Source organism: Labilibaculum antarcticum, assembly GCF_002356295.1.
In the GTDB taxonomy this organism is placed as follows: domain Bacteria; phylum Bacteroidota; class Bacteroidia; order Bacteroidales; family Marinifilaceae; genus Labilibaculum; species Labilibaculum antarcticum.
The window spans coordinates 174,615-197,619 of sequence record NZ_AP018042.1; the positions used below are offsets into that span (position 1 = coordinate 174,615).

At 34.7% G+C, this 23,005-nt stretch carries 18 protein-coding genes; 1 reads left to right on the forward strand and 17 read right to left on the reverse strand.

The annotated features are described in order from the left end of the window. Nucleotides 1–140: 140 nt before the first annotated feature. The gene (gene rplS, locus ALGA_RS00610; protein ID WP_096427453.1) at nucleotides 141–488 is read left to right on the forward strand and encodes a 50S ribosomal protein L19; all 348 of its coding nucleotides are present in this window, start codon (nucleotides 141–143) and stop codon (nucleotides 486–488) included. A gap of 94 nt (nucleotides 489–582) precedes the next feature. On the opposite strand, the gene ALGA_RS00615 is transcribed toward rplS, so the two are convergent. The 17 genes from ALGA_RS00615 to cdaA form a co-directional block, all read right to left on the reverse strand. Beyond that, nucleotides 583–2,121: a carboxypeptidase regulatory-like domain-containing protein gene (locus ALGA_RS00615; RefSeq protein ID WP_096427454.1), complete on the reverse strand. Its 1,539-nt coding sequence runs from the start codon at nucleotides 2,119–2,121 to the stop codon at nucleotides 583–585. 30 nt (nucleotides 2,122–2,151) lie between these two features. Beyond that, nucleotides 2,152–2,532, reverse strand: a complete 381-nt coding sequence (gene csgH / locus ALGA_RS00620; RefSeq protein WP_145957552.1) for a curli-like amyloid fiber formation chaperone CsgH — start codon at nucleotides 2,530–2,532, stop codon at nucleotides 2,152–2,154. A 176-nt stretch (nucleotides 2,533–2,708) separates the two neighbouring features. Further along, on the reverse strand, nucleotides 2,709–3,242 hold the full coding sequence (locus ALGA_RS00625; RefSeq protein WP_096427456.1) for a hypothetical protein: 534 nt from the start codon (nucleotides 3,240–3,242) through the stop codon (nucleotides 2,709–2,711). Between the two features lie 76 nt (nucleotides 3,243–3,318). Further along, a complete protein-coding gene (locus ALGA_RS00630) occupies nucleotides 3,319–5,160 on the reverse strand; it encodes a hypothetical protein (protein ID WP_096427457.1) in 1,842 nt (613 codons plus the stop codon). A 345-nt stretch (nucleotides 5,161–5,505) separates the two neighbouring features. Continuing rightward, nucleotides 5,506–7,137, reverse strand: coding sequence for a hypothetical protein (locus ALGA_RS00635; protein ID WP_096427458.1), 1,632 nt, complete (start codon nucleotides 7,135–7,137; stop codon nucleotides 5,506–5,508). A 361-nt stretch (nucleotides 7,138–7,498) separates the two neighbouring features. Continuing rightward, entirely contained in the window at nucleotides 7,499–8,962 is a 1,464-nt protein-coding gene (locus ALGA_RS00640) for a CsgG/HfaB family protein (protein ID WP_096427459.1), read from the reverse strand. 34 nt (nucleotides 8,963–8,996) lie between these two features. Further along, nucleotides 8,997–9,419 (reverse strand): curli production assembly/transport component CsgF, encoded by a 423-nt coding sequence (locus ALGA_RS00645; protein WP_197705659.1) that lies wholly within the window; start codon nucleotides 9,417–9,419, stop codon nucleotides 8,997–8,999. Nucleotides 9,420–9,436: 17 nt separating this feature from the next. Further along, nucleotides 9,437–9,943, reverse strand: a complete 507-nt coding sequence (locus ALGA_RS00650; protein ID WP_096427460.1) for a CsgE family curli-type amyloid fiber assembly protein — start codon at nucleotides 9,941–9,943, stop codon at nucleotides 9,437–9,439. Between the two features lie 176 nt (nucleotides 9,944–10,119). Then, complete coding sequence (locus ALGA_RS00655; protein ID WP_096427461.1) at nucleotides 10,120–11,139, reverse strand: PorP/SprF family type IX secretion system membrane protein; 1,020 nt, start codon at nucleotides 11,137–11,139, stop codon at nucleotides 10,120–10,122. Between the two features lies 1 nt (nucleotide 11,140). Next, nucleotides 11,141–15,904, reverse strand: coding sequence for a T9SS type B sorting domain-containing protein (locus ALGA_RS00660; protein ID WP_096427462.1), 4,764 nt, complete (start codon nucleotides 15,902–15,904; stop codon nucleotides 11,141–11,143). A 208-nt stretch (nucleotides 15,905–16,112) separates the two neighbouring features. Next, a complete protein-coding gene (locus ALGA_RS00665; protein ID WP_096427463.1) occupies nucleotides 16,113–16,301 on the reverse strand; it encodes a helix-turn-helix domain-containing protein in 189 nt (62 codons plus the stop codon). Between the two features lie 160 nt (nucleotides 16,302–16,461). Further along, the gene (locus ALGA_RS00670; RefSeq protein WP_096427464.1) at nucleotides 16,462–16,887 is read right to left on the reverse strand and encodes a hypothetical protein; all 426 of its coding nucleotides are present in this window, start codon (nucleotides 16,885–16,887) and stop codon (nucleotides 16,462–16,464) included. 353 nt (nucleotides 16,888–17,240) lie between these two features. Beyond that, nucleotides 17,241–18,620, reverse strand: coding sequence for a sigma-54-dependent transcriptional regulator (locus ALGA_RS00675; protein ID WP_096427465.1), 1,380 nt, complete (start codon nucleotides 18,618–18,620; stop codon nucleotides 17,241–17,243). Nucleotides 18,621–18,633: 13 nt separating this feature from the next. Beyond that, nucleotides 18,634–20,118 (reverse strand): PAS domain-containing sensor histidine kinase, encoded by a 1,485-nt coding sequence (locus ALGA_RS00680; RefSeq protein ID WP_096427466.1) that lies wholly within the window; start codon nucleotides 20,116–20,118, stop codon nucleotides 18,634–18,636. 48 nt (nucleotides 20,119–20,166) lie between these two features. Then, nucleotides 20,167–21,111 (reverse strand): response regulator, encoded by a 945-nt coding sequence (locus ALGA_RS00685; protein ID WP_162845355.1) that lies wholly within the window; start codon nucleotides 21,109–21,111, stop codon nucleotides 20,167–20,169. Between the two features lie 203 nt (nucleotides 21,112–21,314). Further along, nucleotides 21,315–22,181 carry a TIGR01777 family oxidoreductase gene (locus ALGA_RS00690; protein WP_096427468.1) on the reverse strand — a complete coding sequence of 289 codons (867 nt, stop codon included), beginning with the start codon at nucleotides 22,179–22,181 and terminating at the stop codon, nucleotides 21,315–21,317. Nucleotides 22,182–22,191: 10 nt separating this feature from the next. Next, on the reverse strand, nucleotides 22,192–22,983 hold the full coding sequence (cdaA, locus tag ALGA_RS00695) for a diadenylate cyclase CdaA (RefSeq protein ID WP_096427469.1): 792 nt from the start codon (nucleotides 22,981–22,983) through the stop codon (nucleotides 22,192–22,194). Between the last annotated feature and the right edge of the window lie 22 nt (nucleotides 22,984–23,005).

The window sequence follows — 23,005 nt, forward strand, 5'->3', positions numbered from 1 at the left end:
ATATCAGTTAAAAAATAACTTTATTAGGATGGTCATATAGATATTTTTACTAATTTTGTCGCGAATTCGTGCGTAATCTCTGACATGGTAATAGATGAATATGTTTATATTGCGTTCGTGAACTTTAACAAATTAAGACAATGGATTTAATTAAAATTGCAGAAGAAGCTTTCGCTACAGGTATTCAGAATCCTGAATTCAAATCAGGGGATACTATTAGCGTTTCTTACAAAATTAAAGAGGGAACTAAAGAAAGACTCCAGATTTTTAGAGGTGTTGTTATTCAGATTAAAGGTACTGGTACAACTAAAACATTCACTATCAGAAAAATGTCTGGTAATGTAGGTGTTGAAAGAATCATTCCACTTTATTCTCCATTAATCGATAAAATTGAAGTGAACAAAAGAGGTCGTGTTAGAAGAGCAAGAATTTTCTATCTACGTGAACTTACAGGTAAAAAAGCTAGAATTAAAGAAAGAAGATTCTAATTTACCTTATTCCAAAAAATATAAAAGCTTTCCAAATTGGAAAGCTTTTTTTATGTCTTGATTTTTCGGTTAAAATACTCTAATTAAATTCCCTTTAAGGATTATACAAATCAGGCATCTCTCCATTTGTAATAATCTGTTCCCGATTACTACCATCAGGATCCATAATCCAAATACTCTTTACTCCTTCATTATCATTGAGCACATTCATGAACACAATTTTACCACCAGTCTCTGTAAATCTAGCTTGAAGATCGTTTGTCCCTGCGGGTTTATCATCACCAGATAAATCAACAAAATTGGTACCATCAATATTTACGCTATATATTCTTGCATTCAATTGTCTGCCTTTATCAGACTCAAAAAGTGAATCCAAAGAAAAAATCACTTTAGTACCATCTGGTGAAAAGTACGGGTTTGAAATTGTTCCTTCCAAATTATCTACTAATAAAAATCGATTAGATCCATCTGGATCCATTAAATAGATTTCGTTATCATATGGCTTCTCGCCTTGTGTAAGAACAGCAATTTTCTCCTTTGGATCATTATCAAACTGATCTGTCCAGTCACAATCTGTAAAGTGACGATTTACCGGAGCATCATCAATTTTATTTTCACCTGTTCCATTATAATTGATAGTATAAAGATCTCCATAAAATCCATAAAGAATTTGATCTCCCTCAGGAGACCAAACAAAACCTGTTCCGTTGTTGTGATAACTAGCTACAGGTTTGTCGGTCACTTTCACAACATTCTTCCCTTTGGTATCCATCGTGTAAATATGGTATTCTCCGGACTTATTAGAGGCATATGCAATCAACTCTTCATTTGGCGAAATTCTAGGGGAAACTTCACTTCCTCCATCCTTTGTCAATCGAACCAAATGATTATCAGCTAAATCCCATGAGAAAATATCTCTAGATCCCAAAGTATCTTTCACAAATAAGTAACCATTCTCGGGGTAATCTTCTATTGTAAATCGCCATTTCTCCCCTTCAACTTCATCCAACTGTTTATTTCTAGCGACAATTTGCCATTCATAGGTTTGTTCAAATTTCAGATTTTGAACAGTAAAAGTTGTATCCAAGATATTTGAAGCAACCTTTGTACCATTCACATCACTTGCACCTTCAAAAATAATAACATCAAAGCGCAATGTATCACCATTTTCTGTTTCTCCATTCTTCCAAACTAGATTTACTTTGTTTGGAAGTTTAGTTTGATCATTCTGTATATCTAATGGTGAAACATATGTTATATCATCAGGAATCTTTGAATCAAGAGGTGCTACTTGCATAATCACCTGCATTACCACCTCTTGTGCTTCGCGAACCGAAATACTTGTACTTACAGCAGTATAGTCTTCCTTTTTGGCACTAACCGTGTAATCACCAACGAGTACTTCATTTAATTCAAAATACCCTTCCTCATTAGTTGTTACGGATGTAGTTCCTGGATTAGTTGTTATAGTAACTCCTTCCATTGGCAAGCTTCCATTCTCTTCGGAAGTTTTCACAATACCACTTATCGAACCAAATAAATCCGGATCAATGGTACTTTCATTACAAGAAAAAATAATAGCAGACAGACAAAGTAATATGATAGGTCTGCGGAGTAGGTAGAATAGTCGCATATATATTGTCGGTTTTATTATATTTTTAAATTAAGAATTATCTCCATGGAAAACAACAGAATCTTTAGCTACGATCAAGTTATCATGATAAATTAACAATTTAGCAATTAATTCATCGTCTTTTCTAAGATTCATTCTCGACTCTGAAAGAGAAATAATCTTATTCAAGGGAGCAATAAATGCACCTTTTTGCAAAGAGTTGGAACTTCCCGACTGACTCTTTTTTGTTACGTTAAGAACGTAACTTAATGACAAGGAGTTATCCCCATTATTTTGAAACATTGCCTTTACTGACAAATTCTGGACTTCCCCTTCAATATCAATCCATGCTCTTACAGGAAACTCCTGTTTAAGCTCTGATGTGTTACTACAAAAGCACATGATAATAACCATGATAATTTTAGGGAACATATATAATCTTGATTAATTAATCTATCCTAAATTTATTTAATATTTAACTGTGAATCAACATAAACTTCGTTAATTTACTATAATAACTTTAAAAAAAAGTACCTATTCCTTAAATTATCTTTAAAAAAAGGGATGCCCATAAATGGGCACCCCGTCAATTTAAACCTGCTCTGTATTCACAAACCACTTTTTATTATTACGTTCATTCCAGTTCCAACCTGCGTTACGATCATTCCGTTGTTTGCTAATCCGGAATCAATCTGCAATTGGTTGTCATTACCAGCCTGAGTAATTTCAAAGCTCTTATTATTCCCAATAACTTCTTGTTGCAATGAATTATTATCGCCATTTTGATGAACGCTAGTGGAAATGTTTTTCCCTTGAAGTAAGGATTCAATGGAGTTTCTATCTCCTGATTGTAATATTTCCAAGAGATTTAAATCCCCTTTTTGTATTGCCTTAATCAAGTTCCCCATTCCAACCTGCTGAATAATGGCCAACTGTTCCCGACTAAATTGATTTAGAATCAATTCGTTTCTATCTCCTGATTGCATTGCCAAAACAACATTTTCGGCATTTATAGCATCAACGGCACCGTAATTCAATTGGTTTAGAATCTGATCCTCAACATTATAATTTTGTCCTACTAGATTACCGAAGCAAAATACGAACAGAGCTAACCATAAATATTTCCGAATAATTACTGACATAGCGAGTTTGTGAAAAACTATTAGAGGAAAAAAATCCCGCCGAAGCGGGATGTTTTTTCGATTAAATATTTTTAAATTATGGAGTTACAAAGATAGTCCCTGCGTTTCCTTGCTGAGTTACAGCAAAGTTATCGTTACCATCCTGAATAACCAAACCATAATGATCATTACCAACTTGCTCAAGGAATGAGTAGTTATCATCACCATACTGATAAGTTAAAGCTGTATTATCATCACCTGTTTGGATAATGAAAGCTTGGTTTCTAGCACCATCCATTTGAGCAATAACTGCAACGTTACGGTCACCATTTTGCAAGATGTCTGCTAAACTTTCTTCTTGATCGTACTGAAATACCCAACCTCTGTTGTTATCACCTCTTTGCTCTACAAAAGCTTCAGATTTTTCTCCATCAAACTGACCAACAAATGAGAAGTTATATTCTCCTTTTTGGAAAATATCAGTTTTATTTTTCTTTCCACCTAGCTGATCAATAATTGCTGTATTACTATGATCTTTCTGAGTGATTTTAGCTTTATTTTTGGTTCCCCACAATTGAGAAATATAAGCAGTTTGCAAATATCCATATTGCTTCACAGTTGCGTTGTCACCAGTTCCATACTTTTGAGTTACGTCTGCAAAATGTCTTTCTCCTTTTTGGAATACTTCAACATCTCCACCTGATTCATGAATCTGCTCAACAAAAGCATAATTAGCTGTACCAATTTGATTAGTTCTAGCAACATTATGGTCTCCACCAATTTGAACTGTACGAGCGCGATTAGCTTCTCCATTTTGCATGATGAAAGCCTCATTAGCTAAACCACCTCTTTGGAAGGTTGAAGCCATATTCCGAAAACCATTTTGATGAATATTAGCAAGATTAGCATATCCACCTAATTGCAATGTATTAGCTCTGTTAAAAGCAAACAATTGAGTAATTGAGGAATGATTAAGCTCTCCACCAAACTGTTCTGCACGAGCGTTATTTCTCAATCCCCATTGGTTTATGAAAGCTGAGTTATAAGCACCTCTTCTTTGTAGTACGCTAGCACGATTAGCTCGTCCTTGTTGCATAATATCAGCAGAAGTAAAAATAGGTAAAATTTGAGTAATGTTAGCTGAATTCCATGCTCCCATTTGCCAAACTGATGCAGTACTCAAAGCACCATACTGAAGAATATCACTATTATTAAAACGTCCCATTTGATTTACCATAGCCATATTGTTATGGTTGGCTTGAAGAACTGTAGAATAATTAGCTAATCCCATTTGCATAACAACTGCAGCGTTCAAGAAGTCATACTGCGTAATGTTAGACATGTTAAACATACCCATTTGAGCTGTAGAAGCCATATTCCATGAGCCCATTTGTGTTGTACGAGCTATGTTATGAAGTCCCGATTGTGAAACCAGAGCAGAGTTAAAGAATCCCAACTGGTCAACATATGAAACATTTAACACACCCATTTGAGAAACAGATGCTGTATTTCCAACAAGAAATTGATTAACCGATGACATATTAAATAGACCAACTTGACCTACCATAGCACTATTATCATCTCCAAATTGAAGAATTCTAGAAATGTTATGAAGTCCCATTTGCCATACTGCAGCAGAATTTAAAAATCCTATTTGATCAACGTATGAAACATTTAAAACTCCATCTTGAGTAACATTGGCCATGTTATTCATATAGAATTGATCCACATAGGAAATATTTAAAAGTCCTGTTTGATCAACTGTTGCATCATTAAACCAGCCTAATTGGTTAACATCACTGCTATTGAACCAACCCACCTGAGTAACACCAGCCGTGTTCAGCCAACCAGTTTGGTTGACATCCGAATTGTTCCCCTGTGCAAATGCAGAAGATACTGCAAAAACAACAGCTACAAATAAAAATAAAAATTTTTTCATGGTTGAATTTTTTAAAGGTTTAAAGTGAATTAATTTTAAAAATCAATTTTAAAGGTTTAAGAGCTCCGTTAGATCTAATAATGCACTTATAGCACCCTTCGATCTTTTTATCTAAATTAAGCAAAAGCCTTTCCAACCTCATATGTTTTTACACAAACGTCACTGATTCAGTGATTAAACCAAGTCTCTTTTATGCTAATCTTTATTCGTTCTAAAAAAGAATAAGAAAATTTAAACAAAAGTTTAAGGAGTATTAAATTCCAAAATTGCAAAAACCGCCAAATTTGAATAAAATCTCAATTTTGGCGGTTTAATTAGTAAAATCAATTAAATTTTGGCTACAAATTAGAATCCGTTATACTGACTTACGGTTACGCTATTGCCATTACCATACTGAGTAACTACAGAAGAGTGACCATAACCACTCTGGTAAACACGAACAGTATTGTTACTGCCAATTTGTTCTGTATAAGACACATTTCCGGAACCAACTTGCAGGGTATTTGCTATATTATTTTCACCCAATGCCTGTATTGAAACGGCTTCATTATCGTCCCCATATTGCTGAATTAAAGCATAATTATTGCCAACTTCGTACTGACCAATGGCAGCAGCATTACCATTACCAACCTGAATTATTCCAGCGAAAGTATTGCTGGTTTCATACTGCTCTATATATGCGTAGTTTTCATTACCAATTTGTGCAACACCTGCAAAACTGCCAGAATTGGACACCTGTAGAATTTCTGCCTCATTATATTTACCATCTTGAAGAATATATGCATTATTAAATGAACCGTCAACCTGAGTAATCACAGCATCATTACCTTTCCCATACTGCTCAATCTCAGCGGCATTAAATGCACCACCTAATTGATATACTGAAGCTTCGTTCATTTTACCCCTTTGGCTTACATCTGCAGAATTAAAAGCACCACCATCCTGAATAATTTCTGCAGTATTCCCTTTTCCTCTTTGTGTAAGTAAAGCACTATTAAAAGCTCCATCAAGTTGTGCAATCATTGCAAGATTACTGCGTCCTCTTTGGTTTACATCAGCAGAGTTGAAAGCACCACCAACTTGCTCAGTTACGGCAACATTTTTCTTTCCTTGCTGCTTGATCGTTGAATTATTAAAAGCACCACCATACTGTCCTGCATATGCTTCATTTCCTTCCCCTTCTTGGTTTACATCAATATCATTTAAAAAACCGCCAACCTGGTATGTCCAAGCAAAGTTTTCTTTGCCTTTCTGCATAACAACAGAGTTATTTCCCATTCCGAAGAACTGATCAACCAAGGCAGTATTCATTTGACCTCTTTGAGAAACTTCAGCATTATTTAAAAGACCAGCAAACTGATTAACAAGAGCATAATTACCATATCCATGCTGATCAACTAAGGCACTATTTTTATAGGTGAGAGTTTGATATACATCAGCTCTATTTAAAACACCCCACTGACTAACTGTAGCTTTATCAAATCTTCCACCTGACTGCATAATATTAGCTGAATTTAAAAAACCAAACTGAAATACATCAGTAGTTTCAGAATGACTTAAAAACTGACTAATTGTAGACAGATTCAAAAATCCAATTTGCTCAACATAGGCCTTGTTGTAAGAACCCCAAAACTGAGAGATATAAGACGCATTGAATCCTAACTGATCAACATCAGCAAGATTATAATTACCTACCTGTAACGCTTTTGAGAAATTAGTCATAGACTGAGTCGCATGATACTCGTTCCCCACTCCATATTGATCTAAAAATGACATATTAAAGAAGCCAGACTGCGTAACTCCCGCGATATTATCATCACCATTTTGATAAATATCATTAATATTAAAAACGCCAACTTGTTGCACTGTTGCAGCATTGTCATTTCCGTCTTGGTTAATATTGGATTGATTAATTTGGGCAAACGAAACAAGCCCAGTAAATAAAACTGCTAAAAACGTGAATAAAATCTTTTTCATGGTTGTGAATTTTCAGGTTTAAAGTGAATAAATCAGGTTTCCCTGAGGTTAAATTTTTATAAAATGTGGTTATTGGTTGATAATAATTAATTGATTTGTGTTTTTACTACAATTAAATGTAATGAGTTCAATTGAATTTATAATATTAGATTACGCAGAACATCACATTTACATGATGAACAATAACAAGACTTTGATTAAGACAAGATAAAGTTTTAAATTCATCATGAAAGATTAAAATAAATTAAACGATCCAGCATAGCACCGGTGTTTACTGGCTATTTAAAGTCAGACACAAGCAAAAAAAAAACAAAAAAAAAGCCGGATAAGTATCCGACCTTGTTACTAATCTGTTCCTATTTTATTCAATAGGAGCACCTTTACTTACTGCTTTTTTCCGTATTTTTTCTTTTCTATTCTTATTCTTTTTATTTCGATCCCAAATCTTATCAAAATAAAAGTTTAGGCCAACTTTGCCTTCCCAGAAATAATCATTAAAATTCCCTTGCTCTTTCCCATCTATATTATCATTAAAAATATAATGATTCAATACGGAAAAATTCAATCCGATTCTATCATTAAATATAAATTCTATTCCAGCACCATACAAGGCTTGGGTATAAATAGAATTTGAAATATCAATGGTATATACTGATTTATCATGTTCCGAAAACACACCCAAACCACCTTCAATATAAGGTGTCCAATCTTTATAAGGTAATAATCGATATTTAGCTGTTACATCCAAAGAATTATATGTCTTTTGAAAATAATCCGTTGTTGCTAAATCCCCTCTCCCAAAATTAAGTCCAAACTGCAAGGCCGATTGGGTATCGTATAATAAAGACACCCCAGCCATAACTTCCAACTCTGTATGCTTATAATCTCCCATATATAACCATGACCCAGCATTAAAACCTAAACCAAACTTACGACGGCGAGGAGTAATTAACTGGTCGAAAAAATCTGCTCCTTGATTATCTTCTTTATCCTCAACATATTTAGTAATAACATCCGAATTAACGTCCTCTGGATTCTTTAAGTCCCAAAGACCTTCTATCACACCTTCGATAACCAAAGACTCAACAGCCTTCTCTATTGCCTCTTTAACCGCCATTTCAGACGGCTCGTTATAAGTAAAGCCAACTTCAGCTTCAAGAAGACGTTTAAATTTCACATATCGAAAAATACTAGCATCCAATTTTTGGGAAAGAATCATTTTTGAAGTATATACAGTCTTTAAAATTCGACCATTACTGGTCGATATTGCACGAAGATATACTGTAACCCTATCTTGTCGGTACTGCCCGGAAGCACCTGCACCAAAGTATTTCAAACCAGCACCACCTGTTAATACATTTGCATCGTAACTTATAACCCCACCTTCCAGCACCAATCCTGCAAAAAGTAGTGGAGGCAGCAATTGTGAACTTTCGTTTTGACCTGCATAATTTGCACGACTTGATCGTATAATTTTTCGTTCATTGAGTAAATTAGATAAGCCTTCCCTTTCAATAGGAATAAACCAACCCGATTCTTCAATTGCTTTTAAAAGTATAGATGTAGTTCCTTGCGTTACAGCAGTTGACCAGCTCGCTCCAGTCTCAGAAGGTTTATATTGTCCGGTTTGGTCGCGAAATTTATAAACAGCAGCAACTATCTTCTCTTTTGGCAAAGGTAAATTAGCCAAACTTTTCCTAGCCGGTGTTTCAGCGCCAATTTCTGCTCTTTGCTCGCTTAAAGGCTGATTAAAATAAGGAACACATCCATTAATAGAAATCAATAACAATAAACAACAAGTGTAGTGGAGTATATATCTAAGCATGTAAAGAGAATTAAATGGAAAATATTAAAATTGATTAATAACTTGGAATTACGACATTGGAAAAATTTCCATTCGTGATATCCTGAATATTAACAGTAACTCCACTCGCATCTTCAAACACATCAACCTTATAATTTCCCAAATTATACGACCCTGCCTCTAAGTCTCCACTATCTCCAAAAATTTGATTCACCAAGCGACTAGATAATTGATTAAGGATTTGCCTATTCAAGTTCGACTCAAAATCATCCAACGGATCTGAATTTAATGCACTATCAGAATTGGGATCTTCAATTCTGTTTTGCTGAGTAGCCGAATTTAACAACCAATTGTAATTGTATTGATCACCTCCAAAAGATGAGTTTATTGGCTTATAAACAAAATCCTGAGCCTTCGATTCGTTTGGCATTAACAAACACAAAAAAGACAAGACAAATACTATTTTAATAATATTCATGGTTTACAGTTTTAAGTTCAAAACAATCCCGTTCCTTGTTGATCTTCATCTTCAAGTTGGGCCTTCATTTTTTCATAATTATCTAAAAATTGCACCGCCATTTGATTAGCATATTGGGACATTTGCTCCAAAACTTCATAACGCGGTTGCACTCTTTGCTTAAACACTTCAGTTTCATTTACAAAAACAGTAATTTGAGTTGCCACCCCAGGTAAAATCATTTCTTTAATTAAAATGGTGAAATTTTTCGCCTTTTCTGGCGCAACCCAAATGGAAAAAAACATATCATAGAAATCACGTCCTACTTTGGTCATTGTTTCATCCATAACCAATCCATCAATTTCCATATCAAAATTTGGATCATTAGCCATTTTATTTTCATCAACTATATCATCCAATGCTTGTTGAAGGATCTTTAATGTTTTTACAGAATCACTTTCAACTTCCTGCCCCTTCATTTCTGGTAATGAAACAAAAAACATAAAAAGGAAAATAAATATAAAACTTCTATAAAAATATCTCATTTTAATCTTAATAAGATTAATGACTATAACACTTATAAATATATCATTTCTAAATTTAATATCATAATATTACAGGATTCATTAGGTTTCTCTTAAGAAATCTTAACTTTTGTTAACCTGTCTATAACACTCAACCTTCAAACTGTTGATTACCAGCGAATATAAACATAGGATGCTTAAAATTTAGGACATCGAATAGCTCGTATTCTTCTTTTCTTTCTTAAAAAATGAGTTCCTGAACAAGACGATTTTGCCGTTCCCAATAAATAACTAAGTGATATCTCATGAGCTCCAGAATTGGTTTTAACCAAATTAGAGACCACATAATCATAGGAATAACCAATTCTTATTTTTTCCGTTTGGTAACCAATTAAAATAATGAATGCATCAAAATCGAAAGATAGGTTGTGTCGAAGCCAAGTTCCAACAACCCAATTATTTCTGGACAAATACAATCCGTAATTTATTTGCTCGAAATCTAACTGTCGTTGATACAATATATTTGGCGAAATTGAAAAATTGCTCTTCATTAATCCACGAGAATAACCCATGGGAATATTTGCACCCGCATGCACTGTATATTTACGCGGTAAAACCGCTATGTTCTGTTCTGAATTGAATGCTTCATTAGGCTCTGAAAGATGATCAATTACACCTCCAAAATAAAGACTCTTATAATTCACGATGATCCCCATCGAAAAATCCCAGTACGATTTACTCAAACTACTTGGCTGAACTTCTCTCGAAGGATAAATAACACCATACAATGGATCGATCATATCCGAAAACACAAATGATCCCCAGTCCAATTTCCTTTGAATATAGCCGGCTTTGAATCCAATATTCATTGATAAATTCCTATTGACATCCAATGAATATGAATACATTGCTGAAGCTGTTGTTGTTTTGATCGCTCCTTGTCCCTGATTATCCTGAAGTATTAATAGTCCTACTCCCCCATTCATTAAATCAACGTATTGATCGAAAGAAGCACTATAAGTAACAAAAGGGCGATTGTTCTGCGGCCATTGATTACGATACGACATTCCTAATGTTGGAACATATTCTGATCCGGCAAACGCTGGATTAAGGTAGAGTCTATTCGCATAAAACTGAGAGAACTCAACGTCCTGAGCCTTGACTAGTGAAGTCAAAAGCAAACAACAGATGATATGAATAAATCTCCATTTTACCATTTTATCGAATTAAAGAAACATTACCATCCTTACGAGCTTTCCCATTAACGATCAGGATCCAAACATATACACCTGTATTTGCTTTCTGTCCCTTATAGGTGCCATCCCAACCTTGACCTAAATCAGTAAATTCATAAATTAATTCGCCCCATCGGTTGTATATATACATCTCAATATCTTCACCTGCAATATCACCTGTTATTGATGGTCTAAAAGTATCATTAACACCATTTCCATCAGGAGTAAAAGCATTAGGAACAAATATTCGATATCTATCCATGTACACCGTAATTGAATCTACTCCTACACAACCGTTCATATCTGTATATTTCAACAAATATTTTCCTTCAGCAGTAACCGTATAGGTTGAGCTGGTAGTTCCGTCTTGCCACAAATAATTGCCAGGCAAAAAGCGGATATTTATTGAAGGTGCTAATATTTTAGATTCTGTGTAGAATATTGTGGTATCCATTCCTAAATCAAAAATGGGCTTGTCGTGAACTATAAAATCAACCATTGATGAATTAACACATCCATTTTCAACTTTCGCAAAATAACTTTCAGCTGAACGAATCGTTAGGTCACCCGGATTTACGACAGGAATAAGTAAATCAACATCTTTATACCAACTAACAATAACGGATGGAGTAGTGCTTATTTGACTATTAAGTGTAGTTAAGTCATAATCTGCAACCTCCCCATTCCCAACAACATCCTCACACAATTCAAGACCCAAATCAATTGCTTCAGGAAGTGGATTCACAATGAAATTCAAGCGTCCAGAATTTTCACATCCACCCGGATTAGTAGCTTGGGCGTAATATGAACTTTGATTAAAGATGGTTACATCAAGAGGATTCACCACAGGAATATTTAATTGATCATCTTCAAACCATTCTACATTTGCAACAGGATCATTACTTACCTGCAAATTATAATCGGTCAGGTTTATTCCTGATAATGATGACGAACCAAAATTATCTTCACAAACGACTTCATTTACTGTTGATGTTTGAGGTAATGACGAAATATCATATGATAGTTCTGCGAAATTATCGCAAGTACCGTCCCAAACCCGAGCATAATAAATATCTCCATCAGAAACTAAAATATTCTGAGCATTTAAAACTGGATTTGAATAGCTTAGATCAAAATACCAGATAATTGTACTGGTTAATGATGATGAAATAGAGGACTCGTAATTATTTAAGTTTTCGCCGACTACCTGTCCCGTATTAAAAATATCTTCGCATAAAGCAACAACATGATTTTGAGCATCAGGAGATGCATTAATGATAAAATCAATGCGCCCGACATTACTCTCAGCACCAAAACTTACCCGAACAAAAAAACGATCTCCGTTAGAAACGCTTGTATTCGTTGGAGTGGGAACCGGTAAAGTCAAACCTGTATCAAAAAACCATTCTTTTAGAGTTCCTGGATCATTATTTACAGCTGATTCTAACTGAGAAAAATCATAGGAGGAGAATGTGCCGCTTCCCGTTATGTCTTCACACAATTCAACTTGCAGATTATTCGCTTCCGGCAAATTGCGAACATTAAATATTAAAACCGCCGTATTTTGACAATTACCATTATCTACTAAGGCATAATAATCATCTCCTGTAATAACATTTACATTATTAGGAGTTGCAACTGGAATTGTTATCAAGGCATCTTCATACCATGATATAGAATTAGTTGAAATAAGGGGATTATAGGCTACTAAATTTAGACCTGAAGCCAATCCGGTACCAAAACTATCTTCCCACACATCAATAGTTTGATCAGTTGCATTAGGTCGTGAATAAACTGTATAAGTTACTGCAGCAACATTAGTGTTAAACGCATCACTTACAGCGGCGAAAAATCGATCCCCGTCATTAACAATTACATTTGCAGGATCAGCAATTGCATTAACAGGCAAACCACTTGGTTCTGTGGGCCAGTCAAAATACCATACAAAAGTATCCCCATTTCCTTCGTTAATTTGATTCTCCAGCAAACTTAAATCAACTAAAGCAGTTCCTGTTCCTTCTACATCTTCACATACAACAGGAAAAGCATTTCTTGCTACTGGAGTATTTACAACCGAAAAATCGACTACAGCAACATTCGAACAAGTTCCATTCGACACGAGAGCATAGAAAACATCCCCATCGGTGACATCATGATTCGTTGGATCTGAAACCAAAGTAGTGAGACCAGAATCTAAATACCAATCAATAGAATTTGACTGTCCTCCTAAAATAACATTATTATAAAAACTTAAATCGACACCCAAAGAAATCATCGATCCTGGTGCATCTTCGAACTCTACAACACTTTGGTTATTTGCGATTGGTAACGATTGAACTGTGTAGGTAACTATGGCTGAATTAGATTCTCCCGCACTTTGGACAAGAACGTAAAACATGAGTCCATTTGTAACACTTACATTTGCAGGATTCGTAACAGGAATAGACAATGCTGCATCAGAAAACCAACTAACACTACTGGTTGTCCCTCCATTTATAGCACCATTGAGCAATAATAAATCAATATTAGAGGCTACTCCACTTCCAAAAACATCCTCACAAACCTCTATATCCAAATCATTCGCAATTGGAGATGAACGAACCGTGAATTGAATACTTCCGCTATTTAAACATGATCCATTATCAATATAGGCGTAAAAAACATCTTGATCGTTTACCACAAGATTAGTTGGATTAGCAATAGGACTTGTTAGAGCTGCATCGCTAAACCACACAATATTATTTGCTCCTGCAACCTGAACATTATAGAATGTTAGATCAACTCCAGAAGCCATGCCGGACCCAAAACTATCTTCCCAAATCTGAACTGAAACATTATTACCTTCCGGCAGATTTTCAATAGTATAAGTAACCACTGCGACACTTGTCTCGGTTCCAGTGGAAACTTTCGCATAGAAAATCTCACCATCAGAAACGATTCGATTGTTCGGATTTGTTACCGGCAGACTTAAAGCAAGATTATGAAACCATGTCACTAAAAAACCATTGTTATTTGTAATTGCCGGCTCGAGTAATGTTAAATCAATGTTAGATACAATACCTGAATTGTAATTATCTTCACAGAGAACGATATTTTGATCCAAAGCTTTTGGCAAAGAATGTACCGTATAGGTTACTACAGCAACCTTGCTGCAAAAACCATCATTCACTTCCACCCAAAACTGCGTTCCATTGCTCACAGTTACATTAGCAGCATTAGGAACAGGAGTTATTAAGGCGACATCTGAATACCAGATGTAGGTTGCGCCAGCAGTACTATTCACCGCATTTTCCAATAGGGTAAGATCTACACCACTCGCTATTCCGGTTCCCTGAATATCCTCCCATACGGATTCCGACTGATCAACAACAGTAGGCAAAGTACGAATCGTTACCGCCTGAGTGATATTATAAGTTCCGCCAGAAATCAAATTAACCAGGAGGTTGACATTATAGGTATTAGCTACCGCATAAACATGATTTACAGTAAAAGGACTTGTATTGGAAGTTAAGCTCATTCCATCACCAAAATCCCAGGTTGCACTGGAAATATTTGCCAAATCGGAACTAATGGTAAACTCTGTGTTGTCTCCAACACAATCAAACTGGTATGCAAATTCAAGAGTAAAAATACTGGTCACAAAATTAGGTAAACCTAAGCGACACCTTCTCCCTGCTAAATTTTTTGAGTTGGCAACAAAATTAGAACCTGCACCTGCGACATCCGGATTGTTTATCACATCCAAATCTAAACTTCCAGTCGACCCATTAGTAAAAGTTTTAGCCATGTATATCCTATTGTCCGGCGCTAACTGTAATGCACCATATAACCATGACCCACTTCCAATAATTTGAGCTGAACTATTAATTGTAGCTTCGTTATTAGAAGTTATATTGAATTGATACAAATCACCATTCATGAATGAGCTTACATATAAGAATTCCCCCGAAGGAGAAAATTCAATTCCATAAGGTGAAGTATAATTATTAAGCTGAATGGGGTTTGAAACAGTTCCGGAAGACGAATTAAAATCGAACAACTCGACTCTATCCTGTGTAAATATGGCTAAAGCAAGCTTGGATCCATTCGGGGAGATCTTCATATATCCAATTGCTGATTTTCTATCACTATTATGCCTTACTCCAATAGTACTAATTACAGGAGCTGAAACACCTGTAGCGGTTAATTGATAAGCGTAAAAATCACGACTATCCCATCGATGCATAAGAATCCAGAAATCAATTCCATTAGCATGTTTTACCGCAGTTACTTTCTCACATACTTCATTTCCGTATAGCAATGTATTCTTAACAGTTACCGCACCCAGACCTCCATTTTGCGATAAATCGACTATGGAGTAATTTAATCCATTTCGAAGTGCATTTTGATGAGCATCGACAGTAAATATATAGTAGAGTATCGCACTTCCTGGTTGCTGTACAATTATTGATGATTGAGTTGCTGAAGCATTTCCATCCAAGCCAGTTCCGTTAACCATTACTGCATGGTTTTTATTATAAACCGTAACTCCATCTGTGTAGAACAACAAATCACCTTGTGCTGTGCAAACAGTAGAACAACCTTCTTCCGTATTTAAACTACCATTAGTTAAAGCAACTGAAGGAGTAACATTGAAATTTAAACCTGCATTTTCTCCAAAATACCATATACCCGCTTGTCCCTGACCAAACACTACATTTGAAGCCAAAACGATATAGAAAAGAAATATGCGAAATAGAAATCTCATCTTTAATATGTGTTTGGAAAAGGATCACCACCAGTGTTTAATATTGCTTAAACCCTGACTATCTCCCACTTATACACAATTTACAAAATAAATCCAATCAATTATTCAGATGTCGTTTCTTATTAAATAAAAATCAGGCAAATATTCCATGAATCATGAATAATTACCTGATTATTAATATTAGTTAAACGGCATTTGTCAAAAAAAACTAACTAAGGCCTAAGTAATCAAAGAGTTTTGACTTTACGGTTGTAGTCAAAGGTCGTTTTCCATTAAGGATATAAGACAAATACACATCTGTTACACCAATAATCTTGGCTACTTTCTTCTTCTTGTCATCTAGAATTCTGAGTCTGTCTTTAATTCTAACAAGATCGTTCTGAACTTCCTGTTTCATAACTTGAGTTTTAAAATTTAACAATTGAGATTAAGGTTACTTCTTAAAGATTTGAACTGGAAACAGATGGTCATCACATCTGTTTCCAAAGTTCAAATTCTTTTTTGTAAATTTTTTTATCAATTTACATGGTTGGTTGAAAAGTGAATAGAGCAAAATATTAGTTAGGACTATAATCAAGACCTGAACCAATAGCTTTTTTTAATTCGAACAAACGAAGCTGCTTTTGCAACAATTCGTAGTTCGTATAGAGTGCTTTCCGATTTTCCAATTTGGAAGATTTTTCCAGGCGGTCAACCGTTATCACAACTTTGGTTTCCTTAAAATTGTCATTAATGTATTTGAGCATATCTAAATTAGCTAAAGCCTTTAGTGGAATAATTACCAAATCAATTTTTGTTCGATTTAAAATAATTTCCATTTCAATAGGATCATCAGCAAAATAAGCTCTAGCGTCTAAGCTCTGAATGTATTCTTTCAGCTCATCAATTAGTGATCTATTTTCTTTTACAAATAGAATATTCATAGGTTCTTCTGATGAAGGAAGAATTTTCAATAAGTTTCCTTCCAATATTAATACATCCATAAACTAATACCCTTTTAACAACGGTATTCTTATATCAATCCGTATACCACAATACATTAACAACTGTATATCAACCAGATTCACATATGCCTGTATTATTTACATCAAAACAATTTATCCGTTTACGGATACTAAAGTTTAAGAAAACTAAAACAAGAGCCGTAACTACCTGACTCCCTTAGAGACACGTAATTCCTCTTCGCTTTATCCACTTTCGGATATAATAAAAAAACGGATATATTGGAAAATTTGGAAGGCGGTGGTTTTGGTACCTATAACTCATAGGTACTTTCCATGGGTATAAATGACCCATAATGGAGAAAAAAACATCTGGCTTTAACCCGATATTAAACTTATATTTTGTATTTCTTAATTCTCCTATCAAGAGACTGCCAGGTTATATTTAAAAGATCCGCAGCTTTTGATTTATTATTATTTGAGCGCTCAAGAGCCTTTTTTATGCACTCCATCTCAACCAATTCGAGATCTAGATTTTCATCGGTTGAAAAACTAATTTTTCGATTTTTTTCTTTATGATGAGTTAGTTGAAAGTGTGATAAACTTAACCTGTTTGCATCACAAATAATAACAGCTCGTTCAACCATGTTTTTTAGCTCCCTAACATTACCCGGAAACTCATAGGACAACAAACGCCTAATAACAGTACCATCAATCTCATTTATACTTTTTCCCATTACTCTATTAAAATATTTCACAAAATAATCCAATAGTAAGGGGATATCCTCTTTTCTGTTTCGCAATGGTTCCAAATGTATAATAAAAGAACTTATTCGGTGATACAGATCTAATCGAAAACCCTTCTCAGAATGAAGTCCTTCGATATTTTGATTTGTTGCAGCAATAATTCTCGTATCAAAAGGAATTTCAATATTAGAACCAACCTTCATTATCTTTCGGTCTTCTAAAACTCTTAAAAATTTAGTTTGAAGATTAAGTTGCATATCACCTATTTCATCAAGAAATAATGTCCCTTTATTAGCTGCTTCGAACCATCCTACTTTAGAACTAGCGGCTCCGGTAAATGCGCCTTTAGTATGTCCAAAAAATTCACTTTCGAAAAGCGATTCAGGAATAGCACTGCAATTAACAGCATAAAAATAATTTTCTTTTCTATTACTAAGATAATGAATGGCACGAGCAACTAACTCTTTCCCTGTACCACTCTCTCCGGTAATTAGAACTGACGTATTCTCGGTCTTTGCAACTTTCCCAATAAGATTCATTAAGTTTCTCATTTGCGGACTGTCCCCGATGATTTCACAACCCATGGCTTTTTGAAACTCTTCTGAGATAATCGAAAAATTCCGTTTAACTTCAATCAAACTTTTATTTAAATGAATAAATTTTTTGGTTCGCTCGATTGCGCTTTCCACATCGCTTAAACGAAATGGCTTTGTGAAAAAATCTAAAGCTCCTAGTCGCATTGCGTGAATAACAGAATCCATCTCACTGTATCCGCTAATCATTATCACCTCAATTTCAGGGAAATCATGCTTCACCTTCTCCAAAACATCCAAGCCACTCATCTCAGGTAAATTAACATCAATTACAGCAATATGAATATCATTTTTATCCATAATATCAAAAGCTTCGGAAGGGCTTGCTGCTTTGTATACGCTAAAGTTGGGATCTACGAGAAATTCTTCCAATTCATCACGAACCAGCTTCTCATCATCTAAAATCAATATCCTTAAATTACTTATAGATACCATAGTGAAATGAACTTTATTGGTGATTAGTTACTATCAAACCTGATCGTTTTTTTGAATTATCGAATTCAAATGGCAATATTAATTTCATTTCTGTAAATTCATTCTTTGCACTACTAACTGTAATTTGCCCATTCATTTTCTGTATTATTCCTTTACTTATATATAAGCCCAGACCCGAACCTATACTAGACTGTTTAGTGGTGAAAAATGGTTCGAATATATAATTAAGATTATCTGGATCTATTCCGTTGCCATTATCCTTAATGGCTATAACTACATTTTTCCCAAGCAAACCAGTAGTAATTTTAATCCATTCAACTTTTTTCTTTTCTTTTGATTTTTGATTTTTGTACTCAATAGATTCATAGGCATTATTCAAAATACCAACAATAACTTTCTGAAGCTTATACTTGTTACCTGTTACATACAAATCATCAGAACATGCGTTAAAAGAAATTTCAACAGTTCTTCTTTTGTATTGCTTTTTTATCAAATTTATAGAATCATTAATAAGACTTTTGATATTAACTAAGCTCTTCGAATTTTCCTTTTGTGCGGAATTATAAATTCCAATTTGCGATAAGTACTTCTTTATCCGATCAATATCACTAAACACTTGCGTACATTTTTCTCGTATATACTCTTCATCGATTTTATTCATCGATAAACGAAGAAGTATATTATCCATTATCATAGATATGCCGGTTAAAGGCTGGTTGATTTCATTGACCATCGAGCTTGCCATTTTTCCGAGAGATTCAAGTTCAGATTTTTTCAACAACAATTGACGTTGAAATTCATTGATTTTCAATTCCTTTTCAACTTTTTCTTTCAGCTTTGCTGTTTTGTCCTTAAATTCTTTCTCCTGCCGCTTAAGGCCAGTAATAATAGTATTGTATTCGGACGCATCATTTCCTACTTCACCATTTGTAACTATTTCCATCATAATGCCACGCACGCCTTTTTCATTATTCACCAATGCAGAATGGGCTACTAAAGCAATACGTTTCGACGTGTTATTTTTTGTAATAATCGATAACAATTCAAGAGCAAAACCTTGTTTTAAGGTCGATAGATTCATTATATTTTTAATCTTATTCGCATCCTCATCCTTAAAAAACTGAATGAATTCAGTTCCTTTCGAGTCTTTCAATCCTTGGAGTTCCAAGAATTCACAGGCGTAATCATTTAAATAGCTTATTTGGTTTTTCCCATTTAACTCAAAAATAGCCTTATTACCATTTGTCTCATTTTCAATCTTTAAACTCTCCTTTAATGCAAATTCCAATTCTTTTTCCTGAGAAATATCAGATACTAAACCATACAGATTTAAAATATTTTCAATTTCATTGAACTCACAATAGATTTCAACTTTAAAATATTTTAACGCACCATTATTATATACATAACGATGTTCAAATTCTACGTGTTGATTTTTTTCAGGAAGATTAAAAAGAATGCGTTCAATTGGATCCCTATCTTCCTTAGGAGTTTTCAATTTAATTTCCTCGAAAATATTATCTGCATTCTTAGCAAGAATTTCATACTAATTCAAAAATTCATCAGAACCTCGAATAATCTTTGAATAAGAATCCCATTCAAAACTTCCTATTTTTGCCCTCTTTTGAATTCTCCTTAAAACACTCTCCTTCTTTATTAATGAGTCTTTTAATTGTTTCCGTTCAGAAACATCCCGGCCAACAGCCAAATAATAGGTATCATCAAATTCAACTTCTTTAAAAATTGTCCATTCCAAGGAAATGTCATCTCCCTCGAAATTTGAAATCGGTTCTTCAAAAGTTATCGTTTTTGTTTTGCCATTCATCTTTTCAATTCCTTGAATCAACTGCTCCTTCAAGATCAAACTTACCGAAGCTACTGAATCGCGCGAAATACCATCTAGGGTATAATCAAAGAAATCCGTAAATGATTTATTGGCAAATTCGATTCGGTGCGAACTGTCCAATTTCAAAATAAGTTCCGATTGCCCCTCTAAAATAGAGCGATAATTTGATGCAAGATTGCGCAAGCTTCCCTCCAAAAGGTCTTTCTCATTAAGAGCAACTGTCAACTTCTTATTCTGCGATTCAATCAATTTTCGATTTGCATATAACTCTAGAAAGATATTTACCTTATTAATTAAAATCGTATGATCAAAAGGCTTCATAATAAAATCAACACCACCGCATTTATAGCCTTTGGATTCACTTTGCTTATCAATGAATACTGCGGTAAGAAATATAATAGGAGTTGATTTATTTACAGATCCACTTCGGATTTTTTGGGCAAGTAAAAATCCATCCATTTGTGGCATCTGGACATCGAGAATGATAAGAGCATACTCTTGCTTTTCAATGTCCTGTAAAGCTTTAATAGGTGATTGTATTAACTCTAAATCGACACTTAACTTTCCTAACAAGGATTTTAGTAATAGCAAGTTTTCGGCACGGTCGTCAACAATCAATAATTGGGGTGTAGAATCCAATACCATAGGCTTTGAGTTAGTGTTCGCTAAATATGAAAAGAAAAAAAACATCCTCATCGGACACTATCTATTTCATAGTAAGCTTGTTTAATCAAAATTAAAACTAATGCACTAGAAAACCAACCCCTTTATGATTAAAGGTATCTTAAACTCCTTAGGCATATATATATTAGAGACTAACTATCCGAAAACGGCTACTAATAGTTTAACTACTTAGTACTTAAAAGTGAAGTAAGACTGGCTCTTATGCTTGGAAAATAAAATAGAAAACCCATATCTAACAAGCGTTTGGGCACAACTTTTTGACCCGAAAGCAAAACTTTTGCCCCTTCTCCAAAAATCGCTCTAAGAATAAATGCCGGAACGTGAAAAAAGGCTGGGCGATTTAGGACAGAACAAAGTGTTTTTGTATAATCTCTGTTAGTGATTAATTCCGGAGCAATCAAATTGTAGGTGCCTTCGGAGTCTGTATTTACAATTACAAATGCATAGGCATTTACAAGATCGCTTATATGAATAAAAGGGAATGCCTGTTTTCCATTTCCTAATTTACCACCTAGTCCGAATCGGAACAACGGCAGAACTTTTGTCAATGCTCCTCCTTTTTCACTTAAAACAACTCCCAACCTGAAAATAACAGTGCGCACACCATGAATTTTCACTTCATTAGCACTCTTTTCCCAATCTACACAAAGGTCTCCTAGGAAATCAGTCGAAAAATTCGAACTAGACTCACTGTGCGTATGATCTGTATCGTAAATGCCGACAGCTGAAGTTGAAATGAAAAGCCTTGGTTTTGTTTCCATCAAGCCAATTGCATGACTCAGATTCTGAGTTGTAAGAATTCGACTGTCGCGAAGTATTTGTTTATTTCTTGAATTCCATCTGCACACAATTGGTGCCCCCGAAAGATGAATAATTATTTCACAAGATTTTATAAAAACAGAAAGATCCTGAACATTTCCGTACAGTATATTTCTTGGAATCAATAAAATATCAGCATTCAGTTCACCTTTCAATTTTTCAATCAAATGAGATCCTATTAAACCTGTTCCTCCAGTGATTCCAATTTTCATTTCTTACAGATTAAATGATAAAACTTGAAAAATCGCCCTCTAAAAATGTTCGCAACTCGCTTGGACTAATCCGCACCTTAATATTCCCTCCCATTACATATGAGATATTTCCTGTTTCCTCAGATACAGTAATTACATGCGAATCTGTTGCCTGAGTCATTCCAATAGCCGCCCTGTGCCTTAACCCCAGACTACCCGGAATATTCGTGTCATCTGAAACGGGTAATATGCAACGGGCAGCGAGCAATCTACTATTTGCCCAAACTACAGCACCATCGTGAAGAGGTGAATTTTTAAAAAATATGGTTTCTAAGAGATTTTTAGATACTCTTGCCTTTAAAATTTGACCCGTATCCGCATAACTTTGTAAATCCATATTTTTTGCAATTACAATCAGAGCACCCGTTTTCGTTTTTGACATGTACTCACATGCGCCAACAACTGATCTGATTTCAATGTCAGGGATCCCTCTTTCATCAAGAGCAAACCAATTATGCAAGTTGAATCTCTGGCTTACATTATATCTGGTTCCAAGCAAAAGAAGAAACCTCCTGATTTCCGGCTGAAAAACAATAATTAATGCAATTACACCTACGCCAATAAACTGACCAAGAATACTGCTTAGTAATTGCATGTTTAATGCACGTACAAACAACCACATGAGGTAAAAAAGAGACAAGCCAACAAATATGTTGATTGCAACAGTTCCCTTAATTAGCATGTAAACCTGATATAGTAAAAAGGCGACAAGTAATATATCAAGAATATCAAATAGTCCAAGAGTAATGAATGCTGTGGTCATTATTTTCTATTAAGTTCAGTCT

What these genes read in the sequence shown, in the direction of transcription:
- ALGA_RS00675 (WP_096427465.1), bottom strand. Translation starts at nt 18,620, where the DNA reads ATGGTATCTATAAGTAATTTAAGGATATTGATTTTAGATGATGAGAAG.
- ALGA_RS00625 (WP_096427456.1), bottom strand. Translation starts at nt 3,242, where the DNA reads ATGTCAGTAATTATTCGGAAATATTTATGGTTAGCTCTGTTCGTATTT.
- ALGA_RS00615 (WP_096427454.1), bottom strand. Translation starts at nt 2,121, where the DNA reads ATGCGACTATTCTACCTACTCCGCAGACCTATCATATTACTTTGTCTG.
- ALGA_RS00630 (WP_096427457.1), bottom strand. Translation starts at nt 5,160, where the DNA reads ATGAAAAAATTTTTATTTTTATTTGTAGCTGTTGTTTTTGCAGTATCT.
- ALGA_RS00670 (WP_096427464.1), bottom strand. Translation starts at nt 16,887, where the DNA reads ATGGATGTATTAATATTGGAAGGAAACTTATTGAAAATTCTTCCTTCA.
- ALGA_RS00650 (WP_096427460.1), bottom strand. Translation starts at nt 9,943, where the DNA reads ATGAGATATTTTTATAGAAGTTTTATATTTATTTTCCTTTTTATGTTT.
- csgH (WP_145957552.1), bottom strand. Translation starts at nt 2,532, where the DNA reads ATGTTCCCTAAAATTATCATGGTTATTATCATGTGCTTTTGTAGTAAC.
- ALGA_RS00655 (WP_096427461.1), bottom strand. Translation starts at nt 11,139, where the DNA reads ATGGTAAAATGGAGATTTATTCATATCATCTGTTGTTTGCTTTTGACT.
- cdaA (WP_096427469.1), bottom strand. Translation starts at nt 22,983, where the DNA reads ATGACCACAGCATTCATTACTCTTGGACTATTTGATATTCTTGATATA.
- ALGA_RS00685 (WP_162845355.1), bottom strand. Translation starts at nt 21,111, where the DNA reads ATGGTATTGGATTCTACACCCCAATTATTGATTGTTGACGACCGTGCC.
- ALGA_RS00660 (WP_096427462.1), bottom strand. Translation starts at nt 15,904, where the DNA reads ATGAGATTTCTATTTCGCATATTTCTTTTCTATATCGTTTTGGCTTCA.
- ALGA_RS00635 (WP_096427458.1), bottom strand. Translation starts at nt 7,137, where the DNA reads ATGAAAAAGATTTTATTCACGTTTTTAGCAGTTTTATTTACTGGGCTT.
- ALGA_RS00640 (WP_096427459.1), bottom strand. Translation starts at nt 8,962, where the DNA reads ATGCTTAGATATATACTCCACTACACTTGTTGTTTATTGTTATTGATT.
- ALGA_RS00665 (WP_096427463.1), bottom strand. Translation starts at nt 16,301, where the DNA reads ATGAAACAGGAAGTTCAGAACGATCTTGTTAGAATTAAAGACAGACTC.
- rplS (WP_096427453.1), top strand. Translation starts at nt 141, where the DNA reads ATGGATTTAATTAAAATTGCAGAAGAAGCTTTCGCTACAGGTATTCAG.
- ALGA_RS00690 (WP_096427468.1), bottom strand. Translation starts at nt 22,181, where the DNA reads ATGAAAATTGGAATCACTGGAGGAACAGGTTTAATAGGATCTCATTTG.
- ALGA_RS00645 (WP_197705659.1), bottom strand. Translation starts at nt 9,419, where the DNA reads ATGAATATTATTAAAATAGTATTTGTCTTGTCTTTTTTGTGTTTGTTA.